The organism is Cellvibrio chitinivorans, assembly GCF_035117775.1.
Lineage (GTDB): Bacteria > Pseudomonadota > Gammaproteobacteria > Pseudomonadales > Cellvibrionaceae > Cellvibrio > Cellvibrio chitinivorans.
Genome location: NZ_JAYKKN010000001.1, coordinates 541,315 through 564,384, shown reverse-complemented (window position 1 = coordinate 564,384; position 23,070 = coordinate 541,315). Strand labels below are relative to the sequence as shown.

Sequence of the window (23,070 nt, the reverse complement as noted above, 5' to 3'; positions counted from 1 at the left end):
CTGTAATCAGTGCGAGACCGTCTGAGGCATGGATGCCGAAGTCGAGCCCACAGGAAAGTGTTTACGGCGAGTCTTGCACTGATTACAGACTGAGATGAAATAAAAGCTCCCGAAATTTATCAGCAGGACAATTTTATGTCGCAAAACAATGTCATTTTATTAGTTGAAGATGATCGCCGTTTGGCACAGCTGGTAAAAGATTTTTTAGAGACTAACGAATATCAGGTAGTCATTGAAGAAAATGGCAACCGCGTTTTGCGTCAGGTGCAAAATATAAATCCGGCTTTGATCATTCTGGATTTAATGCTTCCGGGAAAAGATGGCTTAACCCTGTGCAAAGAATTGCGCCCGCAATTTAAAGGGCCGATCTTAATGCTTACCGCGCGCGACTCGGATGTAGATCAGGTGTTGGGTTTGGAATACGGTGCCGATGACTACGTGATTAAACCGGCAGAGCCGCGCGTGTTGCTCGCGCGTATTCGCGCATTAATGCGCCGTTATTATCAAAACGATCCACGCGAGCAAGAGGCGTTAGTATTTGGCGATTTGTGTATCCAGCCCAATGCCCGCAAAGTATCGCTCGCGGGAGTGGAAATTATTTTATCCAGTCACGAATACGATTTGCTGCTCGCATTGGCGGCACAGGCCGGGCAAATTCTCAGCCGCGAATTTTTATTCAATCACATCTATAACCGTGAATACGATGGGCTTGATCGCACCATCGATGTCCGCATTTCCCAATTGCGCAAAAAGGTGAATGACAATCCTGATAATCCCACGCGCATCAAAACCATTTGGGGCAAAGGCTATTTATTTATTGCCGATGCGTGGTAATTCGTTTGATGAAAGTGCAGTGCTTGCTGCGATATGGTCATGTAGGGGTTCGCAAGCTCACCCCAACCTACAGGGAAACTAATTCCATATTATGAATCGCGCGTTTATCAGCCTCTATTTTTTTATTGTCGCCTCGGTGGTATTGATCGGCTGGGGGATGAATCAATTTTGGGAGAGCATAGCTCCCGCGCAAAAACCGAGTGCCGAAGTTCAAGCGCTAATGCAATTTTTGGAGCGGGAATTACTACAGCAAGCGCAAGCTGAAAAAGCTACCAGTGCAAGGGTGCGACAACTTGGCGAGCAGTTACATCTTCAATTGGATTTATATTCACTGGACGATTTAGCACAATCCGCTGCTATGCAGGAATTACGCGCAGGAAAAATAATAGCGGCAACCAGTGAAGAAAATATCCTCTGGTATAAACGTCTTGCACAAACGGATCAGGTATTGATGCTGAGCATTGCGCAATCCAGTGATCAGGAATCGCCGCTTTATAATCTACTCTTGATTGTGTTTTATCTCGCCATCGCCTTAGTGATTTATTTGTGGGTCTGGCCGCTCTCGCGCGATAGCAAAAAACTCGAATTACAAACACGCAATCTGGGTAAAGATGGTGTGCCTGAAACCTTAAAAATTTCATCTGCCTCGACGCTTTATCCATTAGCGCAAGCGTTTAATCATATGGCGCAGCGGCTGCGCGAACTTATCGCCTCTCACCGCGAAATGACCAACGCTGTATCGCATGAACTGCGCACTCCCTTAGCGCGCATGAAATTTGCGTTGGCGATGATCGAAACTGAAAAATTAACGGATAAAGAGCAAAAACAATTACACAGCATCGAGCAGGATATTAGCGAAATGGAAGCGCTGATCAGCTCCCTGTTAAATTACGCGGGCTTTGAGCAAAAAACCCAACAGCTGCAACAGACACGCGGCCATATGCGCGACCTGCTCGATGAATTGCAATTGCGCTTTGCGCGGCAAAATGCAGCGCAGCAAGCCGTACATTTGCAATTGGAAATTTGCGACCTCACTGACAACGCTGAATTTGTGTGTGAATGGAAGTTGATGGAAACTGTGCTACAGAACCTCATCAACAACGCCAGCCACTATGCGCGATCCTGTATTCGTGTCGAGTTGGCGCAAACTGAGTATGAATATGTTATTGCAGTGGAAGATGACGGTGTGGGAATTCCAACCGATAAACGTGAGCGGGTATTCGATTCCTTTGTGCGTCTTTATTATGAAAATTCAGAAGGTACACAACCCTCCGGCTCAGCCACCGGCGGCTTTGGCTTGGGGCTCGCCATAGTCAAACGCATCATGCAGTGGCACAGAGGCAAGGCAGAATTTGTCGAACCAATAACCTTGTGCGGCGCACGGGCGCAGGTGCGGTGGCCGAAGTTAAAATAATGATAGCGCTATCTGGGTGGCCATCACCCAATGTGCTGTTTGGGCGTAACGGTGTGCAGCTACCAAAAGTAACACTTGCCAATACCCAGACACATAATGTGGAAAAGCGCGCAATTTTGAGTGTAAGATTTCACAATCTGCCCAGTGCAGTTCGTATATAAAAATTAAATTATAAGTAAAGAGGTGCCGACAGGCGCCCATAAGCAGGCCAAAAAAACCTGCTAATCAACTTAATCCGCAATTGTATCGTTTCGGTCTAAACCAAAATCTGCCACTGATTTTGGTGGTGGTGTGCGCACTCTAACCAGAGTTTCGCGGGAAAATCACAATCGAAAAACGATACGGCCATGAAGATCTCAACACCTTTTCACCGCCGTTTTAGCTTCAGTGTTTGTGCATTGCACAAGCACCTGCAGTTATTCCTCTTTTTCGCCCGTTTCTACTTCTGGTTGTTTTACGTCTGCCACCTTGGCTGCAAGGCAGCTGTTCGGAATGACAATAAATTTAAGTAGCAAAGGGGAGTCCCATGCATAAGAAACGTTTACTGCCACTGTGTATTGCTTTGATCGCAAGTGGTCAACTTCATGCACAAACGACTTCATCAAGTCAGGAACTTGTTGAAGAAGTAGAAGTTACCGGTGTGCGCGCCGCGGAATTAAACGCACGCGAAGAAGAGCGCTCCAAGAATATTTTCAGTTCGGTAATTTCTCAGGATGACGCAGGTAAATTTGCCGACCAAAACGTTGCAGAATCCTTACAGCGTTTGCCTGGTATCACCTTGCAAAAAAGTGAGGGTGAAGGTCAGTTCGTTTCTGTGCGTGGTCTTGGCCCCGGGTTTGTAAACGTCAGCATGAATGGTAATGAATTGGCTTCGTCCAGTTCTGATACCCGCGCCTTTGCATTGGACGCAGTACCTTCAGATTTGTTGAGTTCGATTGAAGTTTTCAAATCACTTACACCGGATATGGATTTGAACTCCATTGGCGGTACGGTAAACGTGAAAACTGTAAATGCGTTTGACCGTAAAAAAGATACCTTGCGTGTTACCGGGCAACTTTCCCAGCAGGTATACAACGGTGATACCTCGCCAAAAATTTCATTGCAAGGCACCAATTTGTTTGCCGACGATACCATCGGTTTGGGTTATTCCATGTCTTACGAGAAGCGTGGGACAGATGGTTATCTGAATGTGCATCACGCTGAGCAAGATCCTACCTATCGCCAACAGAACTATAAAAATATAGATGGTGGAGTTCCTCAAGGTGAGATGATGCTCACCCCTTGGCAGTTTGAAGCGAAAGAAGAGCAGGCTGAAAGAGAGCGTACCGCTGTGTCGGTTGATTTAGGCTGGCGCCCGAATGAAGAGAGCGATTATTACATTCGCTATACCCGCACTTCTTTGGAAGACCTTGATATAGCGCTGCGTGAATACTATCGCTTTGATACAGCGTCTACCGCTGAGCAAGAAGTGCCTTACATAGATACAACCACCGGAACTTTCGGTGTAACTGATGCTGAATTGCAGCAACAATTCTTTATCCAAAAGGGCGAAGCGGTTACCGACGCATTTGAGATTGGCGGTAAAAATACTTTTGACGAAGAGCGTTGGAAGTTGGATTACAACTACTCATCGTCCAAAGGTGAGTACTCCAAGCCCGATGGTCGCCGTGTGCAATTCCGTATTCAGGATTTGCCAATGCTCGGCCAAGCAGGTGAAGACTATATTGCTGCACAAATTATTTCCCCCGCTGATATGGCAAACCTCGCGGGTACTACGGTCAGTAATTTGGTGAACACTGGCGGTTATTTCTTGATGGATACTACCCAGCGCAAACAGGGTGGTATGACTTACGACAACATCTTTATTGAAGACAGCTTCCGCACCGATACGCTGGATCAATTCTCGATGAATCTTCGCCGTGATTTTGATGAAGGCTTCCTGAATTACATCAAAACCGGTTTTGTGATGAAAGATCGTGAGCGCGATCGCAACAAAGACCGCTGGAGTATTGTTCCAGGTAACTATCCAAATGCCTGTGATGGCGATGCGGTATGCGACGACTTGCGCAACTCTTCATTGGCGGATTTTGAAACTTACACGCCTAACCACCCAGACATTCAATACGATTTCATTACGCGCAGTGAAGCTGAGCGCTTGTTGGATGCGACCTCGCGTATTGCGAAATACACTGACCCGAACCTGACCGGCCAGGAAAGTCGTAAAGAAGACTATCTGTTAACTGAAGAATCACAAGCTGCCTATGTAATGGTGGAATTCCAAACCTCGGAAAACTCTACCTTGATCACTGGTGTACGCTACGAAAATACCGACTTCTCTTCGGACGGTTATCTGGCGATCCGTAACGATCGTTTTACTGAAACAGATAACGCAGAGAACTCGAATCTCGATATCGCTATTCCGTTGCAAGATACCAAGAGTTCCTACGACGACTTGTTCCCCAGCATCCACTATCGCTACGACATGGCGGATGACATGTTGGTACGTGCATCGCTTTGGACCAGTTTTACCCGTCCATCATTTGATCAGGCGCGCGCCTATGGTGAAGTGGTTGGCCGTGTAGTTCTGTGCAACCCGGATACCAATGTGTGTAACGACAACCCACCGGCTAACGGCGGGATCATGAATGATCAGCAACAGATAGTTACTGCTGGTGGCACACCTTTCACCATGGCGAGCGGTAATACCTTGGAAATAGGTAATCCGAATCTGGTGGCCATGACCTCCGTAAACTTCGATACCTCGATTTCCTGGTATGGCGAAAACGGTGACAGCTGGCAGGTAGCAGCTTTCTATAAAGAAATCGATGATTTTATCGTCGGTGTTCGCGGTGCGGAGATGAGTGTGGCTGACCTGCCAATGGCGCTGCCATTTGATCAGGTAACACAGTTTGCTGTTCCGAGCGATTTGGTTATCGATCGAGTCAACTTTGCCACTAACGGCGAAACGGCTGAAGTTTACGGTGTGGAGCTTTCCTACTCCAAATACTTCGAGTCTGGTTGGTTTGTGCAAACCAATATGACCCTCATGGACAGTAAAGCAAATGTTGGCGACACATTGCGTGTAGGCACCATCAAACTTCCTGAGCAGGCCGATCAAACCATCAACCTGTCTGTGGGTTGGGAAGGCGAAGCTCTTAGCGCTCGTTTGATTGGGAACTATCGCAGTGAAATTCTTAAGCGCGTGGGTGCTTGTAATGCCGATGCCATCGCAGAAGACGCAGTACTTGGTTACGCCGAAAACTGCCGCACTTGGGCTGATGTTTATCAAGACGCAAGCCCAACGCTCGATTTCAAAGGCACTTATGCATTCAACAAAGCGCTGCAGTTCAGTCTGGATATCACCAACCTGACGGGCGAAGTGGATACCTATTACTTCAGCGGTAACGAAGATTCTGGCGGCAAGATGCTGTTTAACACCGAAGACTACGGCAGCACCTACTTATTGGGTGTGAGTTACAAATTTATGTAACGCGCTTTGAACAGCAACGCATGTCGACAAGAATTTATAGAGGAATAAAAAGATGAAAAAAATAACCTTACTCAGCCTGTTTAGTTTGAGTGTTGGATTAGTTGCCTGCGGTGGCGGCGATCCTGAAAGTGCGTCTGATAAACCCGAAAGTCTGTTCCCGGAAGGCTATGTACCGCCTTCATCGGCGAGCAGCAGTAGCAGCAGCTCATCAACCGGAGGAGGAATTGTTAATCAAGCTATTCCGTTTCATGAGAACTTTGATGCAGCAACTAATACCCGCCAGTTTTTTACAACGGCTTATAAAACGCTGAATACAGATGCGAGCTTGCCGTTTTATTTTGCTACTGGCGGATTTGTAGATGAGTTTGGCAACCCATCGCCTACTACAGATTCATGGATTACCGGTGATGCCAACCGTAAGTTACGCATTGGTAACGGCCGCTTGACCTTGGGTCAGACCAAGTTGGAAGTGAACACGACTACTGCTGATACCAGTATTCCAACCTGGGGTGAGTTTGATTTGAGCAAGCCTTATAAAGTGTCTTTCTGCGTTGTGCAAAGTAGCGGTGGCGGCAACTTAGAAATTTATGTCGACAACAACACTACTGGCGGCAATAACTCCATTTACGGCGCCGGTAATGCATCGCGGATTTTCCAAAAACAAGCCGCAACTCTGGTAGCTGGTCAGCGTGTTGAAGTATCTGTCCCCGTGAATGACAAGCAAATCGGTACCAGTACCTCCTTCTTCCAATTCCGCGTATCCAGCGGTGGTTGGGCGGTAATTGATGACTTGGTAGTGGAATACGCCGGTGAGCCGCACGGCTTTACTTTGCCAGCCTGTGTAGCAGAAGAGTCCATCGCGCCTGCTCCGGAAACTCCACCCGGTGTTCCAGTGGCGACGTTGATCGCGGGCGATGCTGAAATTGTGGTGAGCTGGTCATCTACTGGTATAGATACAACCTATGACGTGGTTTACAACACCGTAAATGATGTCACCAGTGCAACCGTCTTTAGCGGTAACCCGGTTACTGGCACCAACGCCCAACTGACTGGTTTGGTTAATGGTCAGGAATATTTTGTGTGGGTGAAGGCGACCAATGCTGTTGGTAGCTCGGAGTACAGCGAACCTGTATCTGCAACTCCAGTCGCACCAAGTGGTACTGATGAAAGCAAAGAGTGGGGCTTTAACAGCTTTGAATACAGCGCACTCTTTGGTGGAGCGACCTCGGGCACAGTAGCGGTTACCGTGAGTGACGCGCCTTATGAGGCAGATGGTTTGAACATCTTCCTCAATAACGGCACTGCGCTGCGTTATCGTTTTGACAGCAACGCATGGAACTACAACGGCAACTCTTTCCGCTCCAGCGATAGCCGTGTTCCTGCTGTTGGTGAAGTAGTACCAGAGCTGCGCGCTTATGTTGGTGTGCCAGTGGTTGAAGCGCGTGCAGCGACCATTACCTTTACTGTGAAGCAAACAGGTAGCGGTCAAACCGGTAAAGCGGTGATTGTGGATCAGGACAACAAAGTTGTTAGTGTGATTGATCTGCCTTATATCGCGTCCGTTCCAGAAAACCCGGATGCCGCTAACGTCGCCTTCCCTGTAACGCTTGCTGAAGGTCACAGCACCACCGAGCTGCGTCTTTTCTATTCGCGCGAGGGTGCGGGTAGTGGCGGCGCTGATTTGCTCAAGCTGCTGAAAAACTATGCAGATAGCCCATTGGAGCCTTCAAGCTCCTCCAGCAGCGAAGCCAGCTCTTCTGCTCCAAGCTCTGTAGCGCCATCAAGCAGCTCTGAAGCGTCAAGCTCAGTTGTTGCTTCATCTAGCAGCGAAGCAGCTTCGTCTGTGGCAAGTTCGGAAGCGACAAGCAGTTCATCCAGCAGTGTTGATGGTGGTACTACTTCATCTGAGGCTTCAAGCTCTTCGAGTGCGGCTGCAGGCTCAACTGTACTTGCGATGGATTTCACCAGCTTGGGTGCTACCGGCTTATCCGAGAACACGGAAATGGTTTTGGAAGCGGAAGTTGACGCTCCAACTACCACTAACACAGCAGGTTATGCGGTGAAAATGATCGGTAAGTTAAAGATCAATACCACTCAAAACCCACCAAGCGGTGCAGATGGTTCAGCCGGTGTGGTGCAGTTCAGCAATGGTTCCAGCACCCCTGGTAAGGTGATCATTAAACAAGTGCAATGCCCATTTACGATGCAAGTAAAACATGCGCCAAGCAGCACTGGTGATGCGACTCGTAAACTGCGCATCACTGTTGATGGCAATGAAGTTTATTTCGATGGTAATGGGCTATTCCAAACTGCCAATGTAACGCCAACATGTACTGGTACTGTTGATGTAGAAGCCTATGGCTGGGACGGTGAAGTAGGTAAAGGCGTACGTATCTTTGATTTAACTATTACCCAGTAACACCCCAAAAAGCCCATTTTGCATGTAGCAAGATGGGCTTTTTTCGTTGTATCACCATTAATGCGATTAATAATAAAAAAGGTAGGACTATGAAAACATCACCACTTGTACTCAGTCTTTGCATCGCTACAGCCCTTACCGCTTGCGGGGGCTCTGATAACAAAGGCTCTAATTCCAGTTCATCCAGCTCGGTAAGCTCGGCCGCATCAAGCACTGTTGTATCGTCAGTTGCTAGTTCGTCCAGCGAAGCCAGTTCGTCTGTCGAAAGCTCTTCAAGCGAATCTTCCAGCAGTGTGCCAGCCAGTGTGGCCTGGACTTGTCCGGCGACCGGTTTGTATTTCTGCGATGACTTTGGCGCAAACAACAGCGACAAGTGGAGTCTCTTGCCCACTACCGAAAACACATTAGTTCCCGATGGTGCTTTTGATATTGCCGATGACAATGGCAACTATGTACTGCGCTATACCGCTGCCAGCAAAGGCGGCGTGATCGCGTTAATTAATCCAACCGAATTGGCTGGTGTGACTTCAGCGGATTATTACGTCGAGGCGAAAATCCGCCCGCGCGCTAACAGCACCACCAGCAACAAACAAATTTATCTGATTGCCCGCTATGTGGATGGCAACAACTGGTACGCCGGTGCGCTCAATGTGCAGAACGCCAATACCAGCACCAACGTCGAAATCGCCAAAATGAAAGACGGCTCCATCAGCCGCCCCAAACAAGTCAAAAAGCCGATCGACCAAGGTACTGCCGGCATGCTGGATGGCCAGTGGTACACCCTGCGCTTTGAAGTATTGGGCGATACCCTGACGGTGTATCTGGATGGTGAAACCATCGCGACTCATACCGATACCGACTTTACCGCTGCCGGCCAAATCGGCCTGTGGACGGCAAACAAGTCATTTGAGATCGATGACGTCAAAGTGGGCAACGCCAGCGAAAAACCGGCTTCTCTGCTGATCTCTCCCGCCGCTGCCAGCTATGCCGCAGAAGTGGGTGACGCTGTGCGCACCATTAGTGTTGCGGCGAAAAATGCCTTGGGTGAGGCAGATCAATTTACCGTTGAATCAAGCGATAACGCGGTTATTAGCGTCGCCATCAACGGCACCGATGTGACTCTAACTCCGGTGGCTGCAGGTACTGCCACTATCACCTTTACCAGCGTGTCCAACCCGGACTTGGTGCGTAAGATTACCGCCACTATTGCGCCACAATTTGTGCAATCAACCGCGACCTACAATCTTGCTGATCTTGTTGTACCAGCCGTTGCCGAAACCAACGCCTATGAAGATGCAACACTCAAACTGACCTTCGATAGCGCGCCAACTCTGGGCAATAGCGGTTCTATTCGTATCTTCAAAAGCGATGACGATTCTCTGGTAGACAAGATCGCGTTGGTTGATGAGTCAGATGCAATCGGCTTCGGCACTTTGCGCAGCCTCAAAACCCGCCCGGTGCGCATCAGCGGCAACACCGCCAGCATCTCGCTGCACTCGAACAAGCTGCAACCCAACACCAACTACTACGTGGCGATCAGCGAATCTGCATTTAGTGGCGCTACCTTGGCCGGCCAAGCCTTTACCGGTATCGGCAAAGCCGCTGGTTGGAACTTTACTACCCGCGCAACGGTTCCAGCTGCCGGTTTAACCAGCCTCACTGTAGATGACAACGGCACCACTGCTGACTTCCGTTCAGTGCAAGGCGCATTGAACTACGCGATGGAGCATGTCGCAGCGGCGGATGCTATTACCATCAACGTGAAAGACGGTGTTTATGAAGAGCCGTTGTACCTGCGCGACAAAAACAACGTCACCCTGAAAGGTGAAAGCCGTACCGGCACAGTGATCCAATATCCAAACAACGAGTTGCTGAACTCGGGTTCAACTGGCCGTGCACTGTTCCTTGTTGAAGGGGCAGACATGCTGACGCTGGATAACTTGACCCTGAAAAACACTACGTTGATTGGTGCAGGTGGTCAGGCTGAAACCATTTACTTCAACAGCACCACTGGCCGTTTGGTTGCAACCAATGCCAACTTTATCAGTGAGCAGGATACCCTCTTGCTGAAAGGCTGGACCTGGTTCTACAACACGCTGGTTGCCGGTAACGTCGATTTCATCTGGGGTTACAGCAAGGCATCGCTGTTTGAAAAGAGTGAAATCCGCTCAATCGGCCGCTCAACTGGCAACAGCAATGGCGGTTATGTATTGCAAGCGCGTGTTGAAGCAGAAGGCGATAAAGGCTTCGTATTCCTCAACTCCAGCCTTACCGGCGGCGAAGGCCCAACTGGCGAATTACCAGTTGATGGCTCTCACTACTTGGCGCGCAGCCCGGGCGGTACCACCACCTTCGACAACATCGTATTTGTGAACACCAAAATGGGCAGCCACATTGCTGCAGGCGGTTGGGCAGGTCTGGGTGTGAACTCACAACCAGCGGCTAACCCTGCAACTGGCACTGCTACCACTGGCTGGCGCGAATACAACACCATGGATTTGAGCGGCAACACTATCAGCTTGGCTGGTCGTGAGTTTGGTTACGAGATGTCATTGGCTGAAGCTGCTGGCTATTGCAGCCGTGCGCAAGTGTTTGCTGCCTACAACAGCGGCGCTGGCTGGGATCCAATGCCGGATGACATCAGCGACTGCGTGAATGTGGATGGTGTAGTAACTTCATCTTCTGCATCAAGCACAGCTTCTGAAAGCAGCAGTTCATCAAGCGCAGCGACTTCCAGTGAAGCAAGCTCTAGCGAGACTAGTTCATCTTCCAGCTCGGCAGTGGTAGGTGGATCTTCAAGTGAAGCGAGCAGTTCAGCCAGTAGTGCAGCGGCCGGTTCAACTGTACTTGCGATGGATTTCACCAGCTTGGGTGCTACCGGCTTATCCGAGAACACTGAAGTGGTTTTGGAAGCGGAAGTTGACGCCCCAACTACCACTAACACAGCAGGTTATGCGGTGAAAATGATCGGTAAGTTAAAGATCAATACCACTCAAAACCCACCGAGTGGTGCAGATGGTTCAGCCGGTGTGGTGCAGTTCAGCAATGGTTCCAGTACCCCCGGTAAGGTGATCATTAAACAAGTGCAATGCCCATTTACGATGCAGGTAAAACATGCGCCAAGCAGCACTGGTGATGCCACTCGTAAACTGCGCATTACTGTTGATGGCAATGAAGTTTATTTCGATGGTAATGGGCTATTCCAAACTGCCAATGTAACGCCAACCTGTACTGGTACTGTTGATGTAGAAGCTTATGGCTGGGACGGTGAAGTAGGTAAGGGTGTTCGTATTTTTGATTTAAGCATTACCCAATAAATGTTCACGTAATTCGAAAACGACCGGCTCGCCGGTCGTTTTCTATTGGTGCCGGGATGCAAAAAATAACAGCAGTAAATAGAGGTAGATGTAAATGAAAAAGACCAATGTAATGCTCAGTCTGGCAGCAGCAATCGCACTGACGGCATGTGGTGGAGGCGGCGGTGGAGGTGGAGGCGGAAATCAATCGTCTGCATCAGTGACACCTTCCAGCTCGTCTGCATCATCCGTATCTTCAGTAGTAGAGACCAGCAGTTCTGTTGTATCAAGCAGTAGCAGTGCATCCAGTGTGGATTTCGCCAGCTGTGAAAACTTCAATACAGTGCAAGGTTATGCTGCACAAGGTAGCGGTGTGACTGGTGGTACTGATACTGGCCTTGGCAATAATGTCATCACCGTTAATACAGGTGCGCAACTCAGTGCCGCATTGAGTGCAACCAACGCAACTTACAAAGACAAGCCTTTGGTTATTTATATCGATGGCAAGATTACCTGGGAAAATTCCAACAATGCGGAAATTCGCATTCGTCGCAGCAATGTATCAATTATTGGTTTGGAAAATAGCGGCGAATTTGACGGTGTTGGTATTCGTATCAGCCACGGTGCCAGCAATATTTTGATTCGCAATTTATTGATGCATGAAGTACCGCAAAGCAGAGGTGCTGGGGATCATATTAATTTGGATGGTCAAGACGGTGCGGTCAGCAATATCTGGATTGACCACAACGAGTTTTATAACGACCTAACCGTTGATAAAGATTTCTACGATGAATTAGTGAGTGGCCGCAGCGCAGTTCATAACGTGACTATTTCCTACAATATTTTGCGCAATAGCCAAAAAACTTCGCTCTGGGGTTCATCGGATACCGCTGCCGAAGAAGATGTTGGCCGTACCATTAGTTATCACCACAATTACTGGAAAGATGTAGTCTCGCGCTTGCCTTTATTCCGTTTTGGTGAAGGTCACTTGTGGAATAACTATTATCAAAATGTCACTGGTTCGGCGATCAACTCGCGCATGGGCGCAAAGTTGCGCATCGACAATAACGTCTTCGAAAGTGTGAAAAATCCGATCTTGTCGATTGATAGCCCGAGCATTGGTTACTGGAATGCCACCGGTAATAGTTTCACTACCGTTACTTGGGGCAGTACCCCCGTTGCAAATTGCACAACACCACCTTGTTATGCAGGCACCAGTGATTCAGTAACCACCGACTTCACACCGCCTTACGACCATAACGCTATGCCAACAGCAGATGTTAAAACTCACGTAATGACTTTCGCGGGTCGCAACAAAATTAACAGCTGTTTGAATTTACCAGCAGCGAGTTCATCGTCATCCAGCAGTGAATCGTCGAGCTCTAGTAGTGCTGCGGGTGGTGCAGATGTAAATACAAACTGGGCAAATTTTGATCCCAATACCTATATCAGTATTTTGTCCAATCCTGATGTCTCCACCACCAACAACGCAGTCATTCAGAGTTCGACTGCCCATAGCGTGAATGGATTGAATTTCTTTCACAATGCGACTGGCAGCTTGCGCCATCGCGGTGGATCTAATCTGGAGTGGAACTTTAATGGTACCGGCTTTGCGTCGGGCGATCCTGTTGCAACAGTTGGTGCTGCTGCGGACGCAATGCGTGCCTACATAGGTGTTCCGGTTGATGCAGGAAGGGCAGTAACTATTACGGTTGTACATCGCAATTCCACCTCCGCCGGTAATCCGCTCGGGTCAATCGTGTTTGTCGGCAGTGATGGAAATGTCCTCGCTAAATTTGATGCAAACCTGGGTACAGCGACAACGACGACCTTCAGCCTGCCAGCGGGACATGCGCAAACCGAAGTGCAGTTTCTGTTCTCGCGTGAGGGTGGTGGTGCAGGCGGTATGCACGTAACTTCAATTGATAAAACCTACAACTAAATAGTTTGTACTCGATTAAAAAACCGGAGGCGACTCCGGTTTTTTAGGATAAAAAAATAAAACGCGCAGGTTCACCAGACGTTACATCGGCATTGGTTTGGCTATTAAATTATTAAAATAATCCAAGAGTGTAACCAATGAAAACAATCCCTTTAATTACCGCCAGTTTGGCATTGAGTTTGGCTGCCTGTGGCGGCGGTTCATCTGGCTCAAATAACAACGTATCCTCAACTGCGATTTCATCTACCGTTAATTCCTCTAGCCTGATTTCTGTTGCATCCAGTGACAGCTCTGAAAGCAGTCAAGCACCATTGTCTTCATCTGCACCAGCATCAGAAGAAAGCTCCAGCATTACATCATCGGTTAACAGCAGTGAAACTACTTCTAGTAGTGCTTCAACCGAATCGGGAATGTGGAATCTGTATAGGGGCAACTATCACCCCGCGACCAATGGTTCCATCACACTTGTCGATAACACTGCGGCAGAATTTATCCAAACAGGTACTGGTGATTTTTTCACTGCACAAGTTGATGGCACGGTGGTGTTAGATACCAGTGCTGATGCTGCCAATACCAGTGGCGTCAGTTTTGCAAACGTAGTGAATGCCGATGCTGTCTATCCAAAATATTTCACCTTGGTGGCCGGTGTAAGTGGCAATAATGACAATCTGCGTGTATTGGAATTGGAAGTAGCAATGGCCGATACGGCAGCAGCCGGTAGCCGCCTTAAAATAATTTTGCGCAATGATGGCAGCAATAAAGGTGTGCAATTAGAAAGAGCCAACAACGACGTTACGGTAAACAGTTTTGGCATTGTTGATATGGACAAGTTTGCGATTTACCAAGTTGCGATTACCTTGACCGATGCAACCACCGGAACCGTGAGTGTCTATCGCAATGGCGCGCTCATGCCCAACTTATCACTGACTGGCGTCACTATGCGTGCGACCAGCGCAGCAGGCGATAACTTTATTCGCGTTGGTGAAATCAGCGGCAGCGCTGCCTATAAATCCACTATCGATTGGTTAGTTTGGACTAACGAAGCGGCCTACAGCCCGGATGATATTTCCGGTTGGTTGCCTGCTGATATGGGCTGTGTATTTGGTTATGGCAGTTCTGATCAAACTGAAACCTGCACCAATATTTCATCTTCCAGCAGCTCTGTTGCAACTGGTGGTGGAAGTTCATCGGCTGCCAGTAGCATTGATTTTGGTAGCGCAGATATTCGCCCTGCAAAAATGGAAGGCTATGCGGCCTATGCAAATGTGACCGGTGGTGCGGGCGGAGAAACAATTACAGTTTCTACCGGCACCCAATTGAATGCGGCACTCTGTACTGCCCGCGCGAGTAAAACGACTCCGATTATTATCATGGTTGATGGCACCATCAATCACGCCAATACCAGTGCGCAGGGCTGTAATACCCAAGCCGATGTGATTGAAATTAAACAAATGAGCAATGTCTCAATAATTGGTGTAGGGACTAATGCGTTATTTGATGAAATTGGTATTCATGTGCGCGATGCCTCCAACATCATTATCCAAAACGTTCATGTGCGTAACGTGAAAAAAAGTGGCTCGCCTATTTCTAATGGCGGTGATGCTATTGGTATGGAATCCAATGTTGATCGCGTGTGGTTGGATCACAACTGGTTAGAAGCTTCGGGCGGCGAGAAAGATGGTTATGATTCATTGATTGATATGAAATCTGGCGTAACTAACGTCACCGTGTCTTACACTTTGTTTAACGATTCCAGCCGCGCAGGCTTGGTCGGTTTTAATGATAGCGATGATGCTAATAACAACATCACTTTCCACCACAATTGGTATCACAATATTCAGCAGCGCACGCCGCTGGTACGTCAGGCATTGGTGCACAGCTATAACAATTATTGGGATAACGATGACATCAGCTACATGATTCATGGCATCAACTCGCGTGCGAATGCCAAAGTATTGGTGGAGAGTAATTATTTCCACAATACCAATAACCCGCTAATTGCATCTGACGATTCGCCCACTGCTGGTTGCTGGACTACCAACAACGACAACACAGTGACGCCCTATATTTATTACAGCCGTTCGGTAGGTAATGGTGCCTTGGTTGTTCCCGCTATTGTTGATGGGCAGCTGCAATCCAGCTGTACAGAAGCTGTGACAGTGCCTTACACAGTCGAGCTGGATCCATCAGCCAATGTGCCTGCCGTGGTAATGGCAAATGCGGGTGTTGGAATTATTTCTACTGGCAGTGGCAACTCATCATCTTCCAGCAGTGAAACCTCGAGTGCAGCTTCATCGGCAGTGAGCAGTGCAGCATCCTCATCCTCTGTTACTACTCCGGGTACGAGTGCAGGGTTTAGCGAAATGTTTGATGTTGATAAAGACACATTGTTTAGTGCGCAATATCAAGCCATCTCAACCGATGCAACAGCATCACTCTTTTTTATTACCGGTGGTGGCAGTGGAATTAGCTTCGCTGTTGACGATAACAATACTAAAAAGAATGAACTGACTATTGCCGGAGGTAGATTCAGTATTGGCAATCGTCCACCGCGAACATCAACTACCGCAACGGATACCAGTGCCAACGGTGATTTTGATTTAAGTCGTCCTTATCGCATTAGTTTTACGGTGGTAACTGCATCCGGTGCTGGAAAAGTGCAGGTATATATTGATAACAATGGCACCTCTGCTGGCAACTCCATGCACGGTAGCGACTCGCGGGTATTTGATGCGGCAGCGAACAGCTTAACTGCCGGACAGTTGGTAGAAATTACTCCAAGTGTGGGAACAACAACATCCTTTATTGCGTTTCGTGCAGAAAGTTCAGCGACGATTGTTATCGACAACTTGAAGCTTGAATATCTTTCTAATTAATCGAACTTAAGAGAGCGCCCGGAATGACTCCGGGCGTTTTTAATAAGACATCTGCATTAGTCTGGTTACTGAAAGAAACCCCCCCTGTTTTCCGCAGGTAAATTAGTATCAGTGAGTTAGTGTGAAACTGGTCATATTGACTCGCCGATAAAAATTTACTGGATTATCACTCATATCATTAGCAATAATGGCACTTATTACATCGGCCATGAATATCAATCATAAGCAGCATTTTTGGTTATAAAAATAAGTGTTTTTTATGAGTATTTCGGTGGTTCTGTAATAGATTAAGTTTCAGATTGCGTTTACATAACAATAAAATTTCCAATCGACAATGTGATTTAGTGAATACCCCAAGTTCAATAATTTTAAAAAATGGGGAATATCATGACTCTGAATACAGTTAAAAAAATAAGTGTATTTTTTACTTTTCTATTTTGTTTAAACAACTCGACGAATGCTGCGTTAATTACTACCAATTTTTCTGAGCTTGTTGGTAATCAAGGAACGGTGGATATCAATCTCTCGCTTGCTGATGGTGAGCTGATGAATGGTCTATCGGTCTATTTTGCCGAAGACCTCTTCGCTGATTTAGCCATAGTTACCAGCCCGGCAGAATGGGATAGTCTGGTCTTTCAACCGGATCCGTTGTTGGGTGCAGGTCTGTTCGACAGCTACAGCATCGATGGTTTAACGAGCGGTGCTGCACGTATTTCCTTTACGTATCTCTCATCTCTGCCGTTTCAGGCTTCTCTTCAGTCGTTAGCCTACGATATTTACGATACGGATTTTGAACTCGTTAGCTCCGGTGTCTCTACCGCAGCCAGTGTTTCAGTGCCTGAATCTTCGCCGATGATATTAATGATGATTGGTTTGATTGCATTGGGTTTACGCAGACGTGTGCGTACTACCAGCTCAATGACTTATTCCTTCGCTCATTAATAGGTGACAAGATGAAAAATATATTTTCTCGCACTGGGGTGAAAGCCCTATCCGGGTTATGTGCACTTGCGTTTGCAGGTCATAGCATGGCGTTGGATTTAAATGTGGTGTCACTGACAAAACTGAGTGAAACCCGTATTGATCGCACTACTTACGATTATGTTTTCTCTGTGACGGTAAAAAATGGCGAGCAGGCAATTATCAATGCAAAGCAAACCTTAACTGCGTCTGGTGCAGGAACAACCATTCTCGATGGTGATGTGGTGATTGGTGATTTGGCCAGCGGTGAACAAATAACGCCAGCCGACACCATTAAAATTCGCCACAACCGCGCAATCGCATTTGATCAATCGGCTTTTGTCTGGTCCGCTACCGGTGAGCCAATTGTTGTTGAGAATCGCGTATTACTCAGCGAACCTTTTGATGTTGATAAAGGGACTTTATTCAGTGCAGCCTATCGCTCAATTTCAACTGATCCGGGAGCGGCATTATTTTTTGTCACAGGTGGCAACAGTGGAATTACTATTGCCAACCAAGAGCTCACGTTTGCGGGCGCGCGGTTTACCATCGGCAATAAACCACCGCGGACTAATACTACCTCGGGCGATACAAATGCCAATGGCGATTTTGATTTAAGCAAACCCTACCGCATTTCTTTCCGTGTTGTTGCCAGCTCTGGTTCCGGTGCTTTGCAAATAATGGTAGACAATAACACCACCAGCGCCGGTAACTCATTGCATGGCAGTGCATCGCGCATTTTCAACGCCAGTGCGAACAGTTTGGTTGCAGGGCAGGTGATTGAATTACTGCCTTCTGTGGGCACAGAAAATTCATTTATTTCTTTGCGTACAGAAAGTTCTGCATCAGTAACTATCGATGATTTGGTAATTGAATATTTGGATGATGTAGTCACCAGTTCTTCGGCTTCATCAGCTGCGCCTTCATCGGCACCGGCATCCAGTAGTGTTTCCTCTGCTGCGGTATCCTCCAGCGCGATCAGTGTTGTTCCTGCCAGTAGTTCTTCTGCCATTGCTCAATCATCTAGCAGTGCAGCTTCATATGATGGCGCGCTTCGTCCGGCAAAACTTGAAGGTTTTGCAGCTTATACCGGTGTTACCGGCGGTGAAGGTGGCCCGGTAATTACCGTGACTACGGGGACTGAATTAAACGCGGCTTTGTGTGGCGCGCGCACGAAAAGCAATCCGACGCCGGTAACTATTTTAGTGAATGGCACTATCAACCATGCCAACACTACTGCGCAGGGTTGTAACACCCAAGCCGATGTGATTGAAATTAAAGAAACAGCAAACGTGTCGATTATCGGTGTGGGCACCAATGCATTGTTTGATCAAATCGGCATTCATGTACGCGCTTCATCCAACATTATTATTCAAAACGTGCATGTGCGTAACGTGAAGAAGAGCGGTTCGCCAACTTCCAATGGCGGTGACGCGATTGGTATGGAAAGCAATGTTAATCGGGTGTGGATTGACCATAACTGGTTGGAAGCATCCGGTGGTGAAAAAGACGGTTACGATTCATTGATCGATATGAAATCAGGCGTAACTAATGTGACTGTGTCTTACAACAAGTTTAATGATTCCAGTCGCGCAGGTTTGGTTGGTTACAACGATAGTGATACCAACAACAACATCACTTTCCATCACAACTGGTACAAAAATATTGAACAGCGCACGCCGTTAATTCGCAATGCCTTGGTGCATGTGTACAACAACTACTGGGCAAATGACAACATCAATACCATGATCCACGGTATTAACTCGCGCGCAAATGCCAAAGCCTTGGTAGAGAGCAATTATTTTTACAACACCAATAACCCGTTAATTGCGAGTGATGATTCTGATACTCCCGGCTGCTGGCAAACGAATAACGACAACACAGTGTTGCCGTATATTTATTACAGCCGCACTGTTGGTAATGGTGCGTTAGTTGTACCGGAAATTGTTGATGGTCAATTGCAATCTACCTGCGCAGTCACTGTGCCTTATTCAGTGGATATGGATCCTGCGGCTGAAGTTCCTGCGATAGTAATGGCGAATGCCGGTGTAGGAAAAATTGCCGATCATGCAGCCAGCAGTTCAAGTGCAACTTCTGTTGCATCCAGCAGCACAGAAAGCAGTGCAGTATCTTCCGTTGCCAGCTCTTCATTGTCTTCTAGCATAGAGTCTTCTAGTGCAGAGTCTTCAAATGCAGAAGCCAGTAGCAGCACATCGGTTATCTCATCCAGCTCTAGCGATAGTCCTGCGCAAATGTTTTTTACTGAAACGTTTGAGGGCGCAACTGCCAGCAACTTCTACACAACTTATCGCGTAAATGGCAGCGGCCAATCGCTCTATAAAAAATCGGGCGGTAATCCGGTATTTGTCGATGGCACTATTGGTTTGACAGGAGCGCGTTTCACTATTGGTGAAGCGGGTAAGGATCTGGACTTAAGCAAACCTTATCGTTTGAGCTTTGATGTTGTTCAAGCGTCCGGTTCCGGTCGCGTGCAAGTATTTGTCGATAATGCCAGTACATCGGGCGATAAAATTTTTGAACAAACGGCGAATACATTGGTTGCAGGTCAGCATTTAGTCGTAGAGTCGTCGATGGGTACATCAGCTTCTTTTATTCAAATTCGCGCAGAAAGTTCAGCGACTTTAGTGTTGGATAATCTGGTGATTGAATACACAGGTGAAGCAGGTGCATCCAGCAGCGCCTCAACTGTCAGCAGTGCGGCTAATTCATCGGCGGTTGCAAACAGTTCAGCGACTAGTTCGGAAAATAATTCAGCCAGTAATTCATCGATGCTGTCTTCATCAAGCAGCTCGGCGCCTTACATTCCTGAAAACGTAAATCTGAGTGCAGACTGTATTAGTCTCGCCACTAACCCCAACGTGAACTGGCGCGATACTGCATTGCAAACTGATCAGGAAATTGTGGAGTGTTTGTCGCAATCACTCGGTAAGCCTGTTGGTTATGGTGAAAATGCCAAAGGTGGATACGATCCTAACGGCAACAGCAAACTCACTATCATCACCAAAAATTCAGCGGTAACTGTTGAGCAGCAATTGATTAATGCGCTGACTGACAATGCACACAACTGGATTGTGTTTGATAAAGCGGAATTTGCGCAGCCATCAGAAATTGGTATGTATCGCACTTACTGTAACAACAGCACTGTGCAAACCATGTTGGGTGCAACTGAAGCGGAATGTATTGATTACCACTCATGGTGTGCGCGCAAAGGTTTCAATGGCGAAGCACAATGCCGTACCGAGTTTTTCAATAAAGCGATGAACAACAAAGATATTCCAATTCGCATTCCCGCCGTTGGCTCCAACAAAACCCTCGATGGCCGCGGAACTGAAGCCTATTTTATTTTCAGCGGTTTTGCGATTGGTAAAGACAGCGATGGTGTGCCAACCCAGACATCGGAAAGTGTGATTTTTACCCACCTGAAATTCCAGGGCGCAGGCCACACCGAAGATCACTATGTAGACCCGGATATGATTCGCTCCACCGGCGCATCACACGATATCTGGATTCACAAAAATACGTTTGATACCACAGGCGATTCCGCGTTTGATGTAAAAATCGGCGCAAACCACATCACCATGTCATTCAACCGTTTGCAAAATGTGAAGCGCGCAGTGCTGCACGGTTCCAGCGATAGCCGAACTATCAATGCGAACATCACCACCACCATGCATCACAATGCCTTTGTCACTACCGACGATAGCTACATGTTGCTCGGCAATACATTGCGCCGTGTGCCTTTATTGCGTCGTGGTAAAACGCACATGTTCAACAATGTGTTTGTGAATTATCGCAAAGAGATTTTGAGCTTGCGTGTGGGTGCCAGCGCCTTCCTGGAAGACAACGCATTTGTAGTGAATGCAAGTTTGCAGGAGAAGAGTTCGGTCGCGGCATCGCTCGCAGAAATCAGCAATAACTATTTCAAAGATATTGCCGATGGCTTCTTCCGCAACGATCGCAACTTCCTCTGGTTTGGCAGCGGCACTTGTGTCGTGAATGACGCAACCAAAACTGCACTGACTGCGACCAATGGCAGCGTTGCGGATTTGTCGGAAAACTATAACGCGACCTCACTCAATTTTATTAACGGCTGGCGCTTTGAGGCAGGTCAGGAGTTGATAGATTATGTTGTTCTTACGGCGGGAAAATATGGCGATGCTCCATTTAATTCGCCGCTGTCTGCCGATAGAACTTATATGGAAGCGCTTACTCCGGTGACATGCCAGTAACCATCGGTAACAAAAAAATAATCAAGTAGCAGAGGGAACTGCTACTTATAATGATAAAAAGTATTTTGTGAATAAATACGCGTAAATTTTCACCAAACGTTCTTTTGTCGCATCAATTTGCTGTGCTATAAATATTGTGTCAAATGGGATTTGCAATGGTTTGCTTGATCAATAAAAACGCTCTGCAAAGAACAAATTATTGATTGCAAATTATCTTAATAAGAATAGACACATTGACATGGGTTCCCGCCCACATTACAGCAGGTAGAGAGTTATGATTGCGTTAAGTATTAGTCAGCAAGTGAAATTGTGTGGTTTCCTGATTGCTGTTCACCTCGTTTTATTTGTGATCTCCCCCGCCTGAGTTTCCAACCAAACAAAAGGCAGCGTAAGCGAAAGCCATAACCTAAACCCGGGTTGTGGCTTTTGTGTTTTTGGGGTGCGCTAAATTTGTTTTCTGGCCGATTGGGAGTCAACTGGGTAGACTGCTGGCGATCTTAACTAACAAGGAGAGTGACCATGACGCAAAAACTTACTCAAAGCCAAAACGCGACCTTTGAAAATATCAAAAAGCTAGATGAAAACGGCAACGAATTTTGGCCTGCCCGCCAACTGGCCAAGATATTGGAATACTCGGAATATCGTCACTTTTTACCAGTGCTGGAGCGCGCGCGCGAAGCTTGCCGCAACAGCGCACAAGTGGTGGAAGACCATTTCGAGGATATCCTCGAAATGGTCGAAATTGGCTCTGGCGCACACCGCGAACTGCCAAATGTACGCCTGTCGCGCTACGCCTGTTATCTGGTGGTGCAAAACGGTGATCCAAGTAAACCCGTTATTGCCAATGGCCAGACCTATTTTGCCTTGCAGACCCGTCGGCAAGAATTGGCAGACGGCAAAAAATTTACTCAGCTGAGTGAAGACGACAAGCGCCTTGCCATTCGCAATGAACTTGCCGAGCACAACAAGCAGCTGGCTGCTGCAGCCAGAGATTCAGGTGTGGAAACGCCGCTGGACTATGCCATTTTTCAAGATCATGGCTACAAGGGGTTGTACGGCGGTTTGGCGAATAAGGATATTCATATCCGTAAGGGTTTAAAAAAGAGCCAGAAAATTCTCGACCACATGGGCAGCACTGAGTTGGCAGCCAATTTATTCCGCGCTACCCAAACAGAAGATAAGTTGCGCCGCGATGAGGTAAACAATAAAAGCCAAGCCAATAAAACCCACTTTGAGGTGGGGCGTAAAGTGCGCCAAACCATTGAAGAGTTGGGCGGTACTATGCCTGAAGACTTACCCACCCCCGAAACCAGCATTAAACAAGTGGAATCGGCGCAGAAAAAATTGACTAAAAAAGAATAATAACCCGCATTGCCAAAGCCGATCTTTACGGGCCTTAACTGGTATAGTTTGGTCAAAATGGGTATAACTGGCGCATGTCTCATGTTTATCTATCACCGCAATCTCTCACTCCATCTCTCGGTAAGCTGTGGGATATAGGTGTTTTTTGGCTGCGCAGCCGTTCGCCGCAGAGCCAGCGCTATCCTTTCTTTACCGACCCTCCTGTCACCATTTAATAGCCGTTTACC

The 23,070-nt window shown here is 47.5% G+C and carries 11 protein-coding genes; all 11 read left to right on the top strand.

The features are described from left to right. Nucleotides 1-135: 135 nt before the first annotated feature. The 11 genes from SPL68_RS02410 to SPL68_RS02360 all read left to right on the top strand — a co-directional run bounded on the left by SPL68_RS02410 (nt 136) and on the right by SPL68_RS02360 (nt 23,058). Nucleotides 136-834 carry a response regulator gene (locus tag SPL68_RS02410; RefSeq protein WP_323813470.1) on the top strand — a complete coding sequence of 233 codons (699 nt, stop codon included), beginning with the start codon at nt 136-138 and terminating at the stop codon, nt 832-834. A 91-nt stretch (nt 835-925) separates the two neighbouring features. After that, nucleotides 926-2,248, top strand: coding sequence for an ATP-binding protein (locus SPL68_RS02405; RefSeq protein ID WP_323813469.1), 1,323 nt, complete (start codon nt 926-928; stop codon nt 2,246-2,248). A gap of 526 nt (nt 2,249-2,774) precedes the next feature. Then, nucleotides 2,775-5,738: a TonB-dependent receptor gene (locus tag SPL68_RS02400; RefSeq protein WP_323813468.1), complete on the top strand. Its 2,964-nt coding sequence runs from the start codon at nt 2,775-2,777 to the stop codon at nt 5,736-5,738. 52 nt (nt 5,739-5,790) lie between these two features. Continuing rightward, nucleotides 5,791-8,157: a fibronectin type III domain-containing protein gene (locus tag SPL68_RS02395; RefSeq protein WP_323813467.1), complete on the top strand. Its 2,367-nt coding sequence runs from the start codon at nt 5,791-5,793 to the stop codon at nt 8,155-8,157. A gap of 89 nt (nt 8,158-8,246) precedes the next feature. Next, on the top strand, nt 8,247-11,474 hold the full coding sequence (locus tag SPL68_RS02390; protein WP_323813466.1) for a pectinesterase family protein: 3,228 nt from the start codon (nt 8,247-8,249) through the stop codon (nt 11,472-11,474). Nucleotides 11,475-11,568: 94 nt separating this feature from the next. Continuing rightward, entirely contained in the window at nt 11,569-13,395 is a 1,827-nt protein-coding gene (locus SPL68_RS02385) for a pectate lyase family protein (RefSeq protein WP_323813465.1), read from the top strand. A 137-nt stretch (nt 13,396-13,532) separates the two neighbouring features. Further along, nucleotides 13,533-16,271, top strand: a complete 2,739-nt coding sequence (locus tag SPL68_RS02380; RefSeq protein ID WP_323813464.1) for a pectate lyase family protein — start codon at nt 13,533-13,535, stop codon at nt 16,269-16,271. A gap of 387 nt (nt 16,272-16,658) precedes the next feature. Next, nucleotides 16,659-17,213, top strand: coding sequence for a PEP-CTERM sorting domain-containing protein (locus SPL68_RS02375; RefSeq protein WP_323813463.1), 555 nt, complete (start codon nt 16,659-16,661; stop codon nt 17,211-17,213). Nucleotides 17,214-17,224: 11 nt separating this feature from the next. Next, nucleotides 17,225-21,481 (top strand): pectate lyase family protein, encoded by a 4,257-nt coding sequence (locus SPL68_RS02370; RefSeq protein ID WP_323813462.1) that lies wholly within the window; start codon nt 17,225-17,227, stop codon nt 21,479-21,481. Nucleotides 21,482-22,000: 519 nt separating this feature from the next. Then, entirely contained in the window at nt 22,001-22,843 is an 843-nt protein-coding gene (dinD, locus tag SPL68_RS02365; protein ID WP_323813461.1) for a DNA damage-inducible protein D, read from the top strand. Nucleotides 22,844-22,917: 74 nt separating this feature from the next. Beyond that, nucleotides 22,918-23,058, top strand: a complete 141-nt coding sequence (locus tag SPL68_RS02360) for a hypothetical protein (RefSeq protein ID WP_323813460.1) — start codon at nt 22,918-22,920, stop codon at nt 23,056-23,058. Nucleotides 23,059-23,070 lie beyond the last annotated feature (12 nt).